Source organism: Bacillus sp. SIMBA_031, from assembly GCF_046535225.1.
GTDB lineage: Bacteria > Bacillota > Bacilli > Bacillales > Bacillaceae > Bacillus > Bacillus velezensis.
Genome location: NZ_JAWRXC010000489.1, coordinates 1 through 252, shown reverse-complemented (window position 1 = coordinate 252; position 252 = coordinate 1). Strand labels below are relative to the sequence as shown.

The 252-nt window shown below is 66.7% G+C and carries 1 pseudogene; it reads right to left on the bottom strand.

Features of this window, described 5'->3' with window-relative positions:
* Nucleotides 1-252 (bottom strand): annotated as a pseudogene (locus SB724_RS21125) (hypothetical protein); the annotation flags it as partial.

The following is a 252-nucleotide window of genomic DNA, read 5'->3' as shown; positions in this document are numbered from 1 at the left end:
ACCTTGGCGGATTCGCTCACGCTCACGTTCGAGCCCGCTCCGGCGCGCACATCGCCTACGCGCATGTCGCCCGGGCGCACGTCTTCCGCCCGCACGCCGAGCACGCACGGCAACTGATCAGCGGGCACGCTTTTGAATAGGTACGGCGACACGTCGAGCCGCCAATGCGGCGTACAAAAGTACAGCGAGCCGTCGCGCCGCTCCAGCCTGCCATTGAGCAGATTCATCGCGGGCGAGCCGAGAAACGTCGCG